The sequence below is a fragment of the Pseudovibrio flavus genome, assembly GCF_009711345.1.
GTDB lineage: Bacteria > Pseudomonadota > Alphaproteobacteria > Rhizobiales > Stappiaceae > Pseudovibrio > Pseudovibrio flavus.
Genome location: NZ_SMMA01000063.1, coordinates 70,165 through 76,802, shown reverse-complemented (window position 1 = coordinate 76,802; position 6,638 = coordinate 70,165). Strand labels below are relative to the sequence as shown.

Here is a 6,638-nt window from a genome sequence, read left to right as displayed (position 1 = left end):
CAAGGACATGGTGCGTATTTCTGACGGCCGTATGAGCGGTACCGCTTATGGCACCGTTGTACTGCACTCAGCTCCAGAAGCTGCTGCTGGCGGTAACATTGCACTGGTTGAAACCGGCGACATGATCAGCCTCGACGTTGATGCGCGCTCTCTCATTCTCGAAGTTTCTGATGAAGAACTGGCACGTCGCCGCGAGAAATGGGTAGCACCGGACTTCTCCAAGGAAGGTGGTTATCAGGGCCTCTACCGCCGCACTGTCATGCAGGCAGATACCGGCTGTGACCTTGACTTCCTCCTCGGTTGCCGCGGTGCAGATATCCCGCGTGAATCTCACTAAATAAATGCAGACCAACTGCAAAACTGGGCTGGCAGCAATGCCAGCCCTTTTTTTATGCCGAGTGAAAAACTAGGAAGACCGCTTGGAAAGGAAGGCGCTGGAGCAAATAATAAGAAGCGCACCGACAAGCGTTGTCGTCGTAGGCATCTCGTTAAAGAACAAGACACCAAAAATAGTTGCATGAAGCAGCAATGTGTACTGCATAGGGGCAACGATGCTTGGGGACGTCATTCTCACCGCTTTATTGAGCAAGTGATAGCCAAGCATAGAAACAAGACCGAGCAAACCGATGCGGAACATACCCGTATAGTCCTGAAGCTCACCAAGATCTGGACCAAGCAATAGCCCTGTCACCGCAACAGCAATGAACTGCCACAAGATCATGGTCAGATTGCTCTCATCCTTCATGTGATGAGTAACAACAATCGAGACTGCAAATGCCGAGCTGGAGAAAAGCGCGAGCAGACTTGGCCAATTAAACATGGCCGTACCTGGCTCCAGAACGATCAATACGCCTAGAAAACCGGTAAGGATTGTCGCCCACTGCGCCCGCGTAGGTTTATCTCCCAGAAAGTAGGAAAGAACGGCAACGATAATTGGCGCACTCATGTAAAGAGACAGCGCCTCGGCAAGAGGGATATAGACAACCGCCGCGTAAAAGAACGAAACCTCAATTGTCAGGCAGATTGTTCGAATAAGGCAGAGGCGCGGACAAGTGCTCTTGAAGGAGGCTTTCAGGCCCCTCTTAGCTACCAGAGGGGCAACAAAGAGCAGCGCTGCAATGGAACGCACAAGAAGTACAATTGCAAGCGAATAGTCAGCAAGCAACGCCTTTGCCATCGCATCATTGAGCGCAAAAAAGAAATAGCCAAGCGCACCGAAAGCGAGCCCTAAAAAGAGCGTGCCTGCGGGCCTTGGCGGGAGAAGCATGGCTGGCTGCATGGGACTTCTCATATACCGATTTTTGAGAGGGGGAGCCTTCCTCCCATCCAGTGAGAGATGGAAGGAAGGCCTTGTGAAAGGCGTGGGTGCCTCTCAAAGAGCGTTATGTCAAGCGCCTAGTTGATCTTTCACCAGTCCCGTCCAGAAACGGACACCGGTCATCAGAATTTCGTCGTTAAAATCGTAGTAAGGCTTATGGAGAGCAGTGCCGCCCTTCTCTCCTTCGGCGCCATTACCAACGAGAATGTAGCAGCTTGGAGCCTTGCGCTGCATGAACGAGAAGTCTTCCGAGATAGTGAACGGAGGCGCGGCACCATCTACGTTTTCTTCGCCTACCAGAGCTTTAGCAACACGCACTGCAGCCTCGGTTTCACGCGGCGTATTGATCGTAGACAAGAAGCCGTTGTGGAACTTGTAACGATAATCGACACCGGCGGAAACACACTGGCCCGCAGCTACGCGCTCGATTGCAGCTTCGATTTTCGCCAGCGCTTCATCGGTAAAGCAGCGGGTATCACCTTTGATGGTTGCAGCAGAAGGAATGACGTTCGTCGTGCCGTTGGTGGTGAACTCGGTTACCGAGATTACAGCAGGCTCATGAATGGAGCTGAGGTTACGGCTCGTGATGGTTTGCAGTGCCAAAATGATCTGCGCGCCCACAACGATCGGGTCGGTGCCCATATGAGGCATAGCCGCATGACCACCCGTCGCGAGAATTTCGATCTCAAACGCACTTTCGGCCGCCATGATGGAGCCCGGATTGGTTACGAAATGACCAGCTGGAACGCCCGGAAGATTGTGCATGGCATAAACAGCGTCAATCTTGAACTTTTCAAACAGGCCATCATTGATCATCGCTTTCGCGCCGATGCCGTGCTCTTCACCTGGCTGGAAAATGAAATAGACGGTACCGTCAAAATCTTTGGTGGTCGCTAACTCGTGAGCTGCGCCCAGAAGCATTGCGGTGTGACCATCGTGACCACAAGCATGCATCATTCCATCGATCTTGGAAGCGTGAGCAAAACAGTTCAGTTCGTTAATCTTAAGTGCATCCATATCAGCGCGAAGGCCGATGGTGCGATCACTATCACCGCATTTGAGAACACCAACGAGACCGGTATTGCCGATATTACGATGAACTTCGATACCAAACTCCTCAAGCTTCTTAGCAACAAAGTCAGAGGTCATGGTTTCTTCAAAGCCAAACTCTGGATACTGGTGCAGATGCTGGCGCCAAGAGACAACTTTTTCTTCGATGGTGGTCATGGTCGAGCCTTAAGGAATTTACGGGATCACAAGGTTGAGGGTGGCTAAAAAAGCCACCCTCTTTCTTTTCTAGGAGAGCTTATTCAGCTGGCTGAGGAACAACGTTCGCTGCTGGCTTTTCTTCGCCTTTGTCTGCGTATTTTACGAAGACAGTCATTGCACCGATAACCACTGCGATAGCAACAACGCGCCATACTGTTACCGCTTCACCGAGCAGGAAGATTGCGAGGATGAAGGAAGACAGTGGCATCAGGTTCAGCGCCATACCGGTACCGTCAACGCCAACGCGGTTCATTGCGTAGATGTAGATGAGGTAGGAGATGCCGGAAATGAACACGCCAAGGATGAAGATTGCGCCGAGACGGATCGGAGAAGTGAATGCCTGCAGAGCTGGAGCGAAGTCTGCACCAGAGAACAGAAGGAATGCACCAAAGCCGAGGGACGCAAACACGAACTGGTGGAACATGGTTGGAACAGCGCCGTACTTGTCAGCAAGCTTTTTACGAGCGTAAGCAGTGGAAGCAAAGGATGCAGCAGACAAGAAGCAGATCAGGTGACCAATGTTGAAGCCAGAGGTTTCAGAGTGCGGGTCGAATACGATGATCGCTACACCAAGGAACGCGAACAGCGCAGCCATGATCTGAATCATAGTGAAGCGTTCACCATGACGAAGAGCACCAACGGAAAGAATGAGAATTGGGATCAAGCCCTGAATAACGCCGTTCTCAGAAGCGGTGATGTAATCCAGAGAAAGGAACGAGAGGTAAGAGAATGCAGCCTGACCTACGATACCACAAGCAGCAGCCCAGAAGATGTCGTTGCGGTTTGCCCAAGACAGTTCAAACTTTGCAGTCTTCTGCATCTGGCCGGTTGCAAGGCCGACATTAAAAATAATACCAAGTGTGGTGAAAGCCACAGTATAGCGCAGCCAAACCAGAACCTGCGGGTCCATTTTTTCGAGCAGTGGCGTACCAACGATCCAAGGAATACCCCAGAGCAAGCCAACGAAAATTGCGGCAATCCAGCCTTTAGTAGTTGCAGACATTGTAGTGATCCAATCTAGAAATATTTATCAATTGCCGTTGAGAAGTTTGCCGTAACCCGGACACTGGGCGACTTTGCCCGTCAGGTGCATGCAGTGCCAGAACATGGCGGAGTTGCTGCAAACGACTGGAATGCCAAAACGGTCTTCAATTTCCTGAATGTGGTCGAGCACACGAAGGTTGGTGCAAGACATGAACACAAGATCTGCGCCGGATTCTGGAAGGATCTTTGCAAGACCCTCAAGCATAGATTCTTTTGAGATCTTCGTAATTTCGGTATCTTTTTCGATACCGAGGGAACCGAGCTTTACGACCTCAAAGCCAGCATTTGTGAGCTGCTGGTATAGCGGGTAGTTTACGGAACTCGGATAAGGCGAGAAGACAGCAATCTTCTTAGCGCCCAAATGGCGGAACGCTGCTTGTGCTGCGGTCCAAGGGTTGGTGGTTGGTACTTTCTCACGGTTCTTGGTGAGTAGTTCGCCAACTTTTTCCTCGCCGATAATGATGGACGCGGAAGTACAGCCAAATGCCATAACATCCATCGGCAAACCATCAGCAATCAAATCAGAAGCGTCAGTGATACCTTTTGCAATGGCATCAAGTGCTTCAGGTGTCATTTCGGAACTGTAGTAAACGCGTGAGCTGAAGCAGCCTGCTTGCGTACCTAGAAGTTTCGCCCAGTCCATTTCAAGAGAATGATCTGTGCTAAGCTGCACCAAGCCGATGTGAACACGGTCGATACGCGGCGCCTGAACGTGATCTAGTGGAATCTCGAATTCTTTGAATTCATCGAAGGATTTCATAGTAACACCTTAAAAAAGGTGCCCTACCCGGCCCCAATACCGAGTAGGGCCACTGATTACTTAATGATGATCATTTCAGGAGCTGCGCGCTCTGTGAGCCATTCAGCACCGTCTTCGGTAATCACGATGTTTTCTTCATGCACCATCTGCTTGCCCGGAGCGTAGTTCATGCCCGGTTCAAGGGTCAGAACCATACCCGGTAGCAGCAGAGTGTTGTCGGTTGCAGTGTGGGATGGACGCTCAGTCAGTTCCATACCAAGGCCGTGGCCGATACGGCCAACGTCGTTGCCAAGGGCACCTGCAGCTTCCAGAACGCTCCACATAGCGTTGTAGATGTCTGTGGTGGTGTTGCCCGGCTTTGCAGCAGCGAAGCCTGCAGTCGTTGCTTCATAAGTCGCGCGGTATGCTGCCAGAGTTTCTTCACTTGCACTACCAAACGCCCAGTTACGGTCGAAGTCAGAGAAGTAACCATCGCGGACAGCGCCAGTATCGATGATGAGCACATCACCATCATTCAGCACGCGGTCGGTTGGACCCATGATAATGCTGTCATAACCATCCGGACCAGAGCCTGCGATGATGTAAGGGCATTCGTCCGCGCCTGCTGTCAGCATATCAATGCGGAACTGCTTACAGATTTCACGCTCTGTCATGCCAACCTTGGCGTAGGTTGGGATAAGATCGAATGCTTTGTTGGTGATCCTGCAGATTTCGCGGGTTTTCGCGATTTCTGCAGGAGATTTGACCATGCGCAGGTTGTGTACTTCGAGAGCAACATCAACAAACTCAGAGGAAACCTCGTCACGAAGTTTGAGGAAGTTGTTAATCGGCATACGTAGGTAGGATTCGATGCCCATGGTCGCGCCGATGCGGCCGTATTTCTTTGGCAGCTCGTTCAATGCTGCTGCGAGCAGGCTGATACCATCATCTTCTGGACGAGGAGCAGGCCAAGTGCGGATATCTTCAACCCAAGTCGCAACCATGCCAGTCGCGCCAATTTCAGGGATCACAGCAATCGGCATACCTTCCAGCGGAACGATGAGGAACCAAGGGCGGGTTGGGCTGTGCCAGAACTGAGTGAAGAAGCCTGAAAAGTACCGAACATTTGGCTCGGTAGTGAACATTACGGCGTCCACCTGCTTTTCATGCATGATTTTCTGAAGGCGTGCGGTTCGGGCTTCAAATTCCGAGACTTCAAAGCCGCGTGGAGACAATGCAGACATACGTTACTCCCAATCTTCTCGCTTGTCTGTTTCCTATGCAACTCACAGAGTTAAATTTAATGCACCCTAACTCGTGAAGTGCGGTAACTGAGGTTAAAATTGTCAACTATTCGCTCTCAGTCAACTAAATTATACCGTAATAGGTGTTTAACACTACAATTTTAACCAAAAAAGCCCCTCTGGCACGTCTAGTTAACAAAAATTCATGCGAAATTGCGTTTTTTGGCCCATAATTGTGAACTATAATCTTGATCAAGGCGTGAATTTGGGTTAACTGCTGAACGCAACAGTCAACAGACAGTAATTTCGATGAGGGCTACCGTGTCCGAAAACACTTTGAGAGACTTAGATATTGTGGCCGAGCTTCGTGAAGACGACGATGACCGGCTCGCCAACTATTTTAGAATCGCGCAATCAATGGCGGACCTGATCGGCCCGCATTGTGAAGTCGTCGTGCACTCTCTTCAAAACTATGAAACCTCAGTTGCGAAGATTGTGAACGGACATCTTACTGGCCGAAAGATCGGCTCCCCTATTACTGACTTGGGCTTACGTATGCTGCGTGAGTACCGGGAAACGGGGAACCTCACTCCAAAGCCATACTTTACACGCAACGCCGCAGGCCAGCTCCTGAAGTCGACAACAACGATCATTCTCGGCCAGTCCGGGAAGCCGATTGGTATGTTTTGCGTGAACATAAACCTGTCTATGCCGTTCTCTGAAATCGTAGGTGCATACACCCCTGGCTTTGAAGAAACCGGCACTGCTGCGTTGGACGAAAATTTCTCTCACAACGCGACAGAGACAATCAACAGTGCGCTCGATCTTGCCATTAGCGAAGTCGATGCAGATCCAACAATTGGCCCGAAAGCTCACAACAAGACAATTACAAAGCTGCTCTACGAGCGCGGTATTTTCGAGTTCAAAGAAGCAACTGCTCTTGCTGCCGAGCGACTGGGTATCTCACGGCATGCCATCTACAAATACATCCGTGAATTCAAACCTCACCAAGACTGATAGAAAG

At 50.6% G+C, this 6,638-nt stretch carries 6 protein-coding genes and 1 pseudogene; 2 read left to right on the top strand and 5 right to left on the bottom strand.

Features of this window, described 5'->3' with window-relative positions:
* Nucleotides 1-337, top strand: a pseudogene (locus E1162_RS12220) (dihydroxy-acid dehydratase domain-containing protein); the annotation flags it as partial.
* A 69-nt stretch (nucleotides 338-406) separates the two neighbouring features.
* Here the strand turns inward: E1162_RS12220 and E1162_RS12215 are convergent.
* From E1162_RS12215 to E1162_RS12195, 5 genes are all read right to left on the bottom strand, one after another.
* Entirely contained in the window at nucleotides 407-1,279 is an 873-nt protein-coding gene (locus tag E1162_RS12215) for a DMT family transporter (protein ID WP_257098935.1), read from the bottom strand.
* A gap of 108 nt (nucleotides 1,280-1,387) precedes the next feature.
* Nucleotides 1,388-2,545, bottom strand: coding sequence for a M20 aminoacylase family protein (locus E1162_RS12210; RefSeq protein WP_155131215.1), 1,158 nt, complete (start codon nucleotides 2,543-2,545; stop codon nucleotides 1,388-1,390).
* 79 nt (nucleotides 2,546-2,624) lie between these two features.
* Nucleotides 2,625-3,590, bottom strand: a complete 966-nt coding sequence (locus E1162_RS12205) for a DMT family transporter (RefSeq protein ID WP_155131212.1) — start codon at nucleotides 3,588-3,590, stop codon at nucleotides 2,625-2,627.
* A 27-nt stretch (nucleotides 3,591-3,617) separates the two neighbouring features.
* Entirely contained in the window at nucleotides 3,618-4,391 is a 774-nt protein-coding gene (locus E1162_RS12200; RefSeq protein ID WP_155131209.1) for a maleate cis-trans isomerase family protein, read from the bottom strand.
* Between the two features lie 56 nt (nucleotides 4,392-4,447).
* Complete coding sequence (locus E1162_RS12195; protein ID WP_155131206.1) at nucleotides 4,448-5,614, bottom strand: M24 family metallopeptidase; 1,167 nt, start codon at nucleotides 5,612-5,614, stop codon at nucleotides 4,448-4,450.
* Between the two features lie 321 nt (nucleotides 5,615-5,935).
* Between E1162_RS12195 and E1162_RS12190 the strand changes: the two genes are divergently transcribed.
* Nucleotides 5,936-6,631, top strand: a complete 696-nt coding sequence (locus tag E1162_RS12190; RefSeq protein WP_371311924.1) for a helix-turn-helix transcriptional regulator — start codon at nucleotides 5,936-5,938, stop codon at nucleotides 6,629-6,631.
* Nucleotides 6,632-6,638 lie beyond the last annotated feature (7 nt).

What these genes read in the sequence shown, in the direction of transcription:
- E1162_RS12215 (WP_257098935.1), bottom strand. Translation starts at nt 1,279, where the DNA reads ATGCAGCCAGCCATGCTTCTCCCGCCAAGGCCCGCAGGCACGCTCTTT.
- E1162_RS12210 (WP_155131215.1), bottom strand. Translation starts at nt 2,545, where the DNA reads ATGACCACCATCGAAGAAAAAGTTGTCTCTTGGCGCCAGCATCTGCAC.
- E1162_RS12205 (WP_155131212.1), bottom strand. Translation starts at nt 3,590, where the DNA reads ATGTCTGCAACTACTAAAGGCTGGATTGCCGCAATTTTCGTTGGCTTG.
- E1162_RS12200 (WP_155131209.1), bottom strand. Translation starts at nt 4,391, where the DNA reads ATGAAATCCTTCGATGAATTCAAAGAATTCGAGATTCCACTAGATCAC.
- E1162_RS12195 (WP_155131206.1), bottom strand. Translation starts at nt 5,614, where the DNA reads ATGTCTGCATTGTCTCCACGCGGCTTTGAAGTCTCGGAATTTGAAGCC.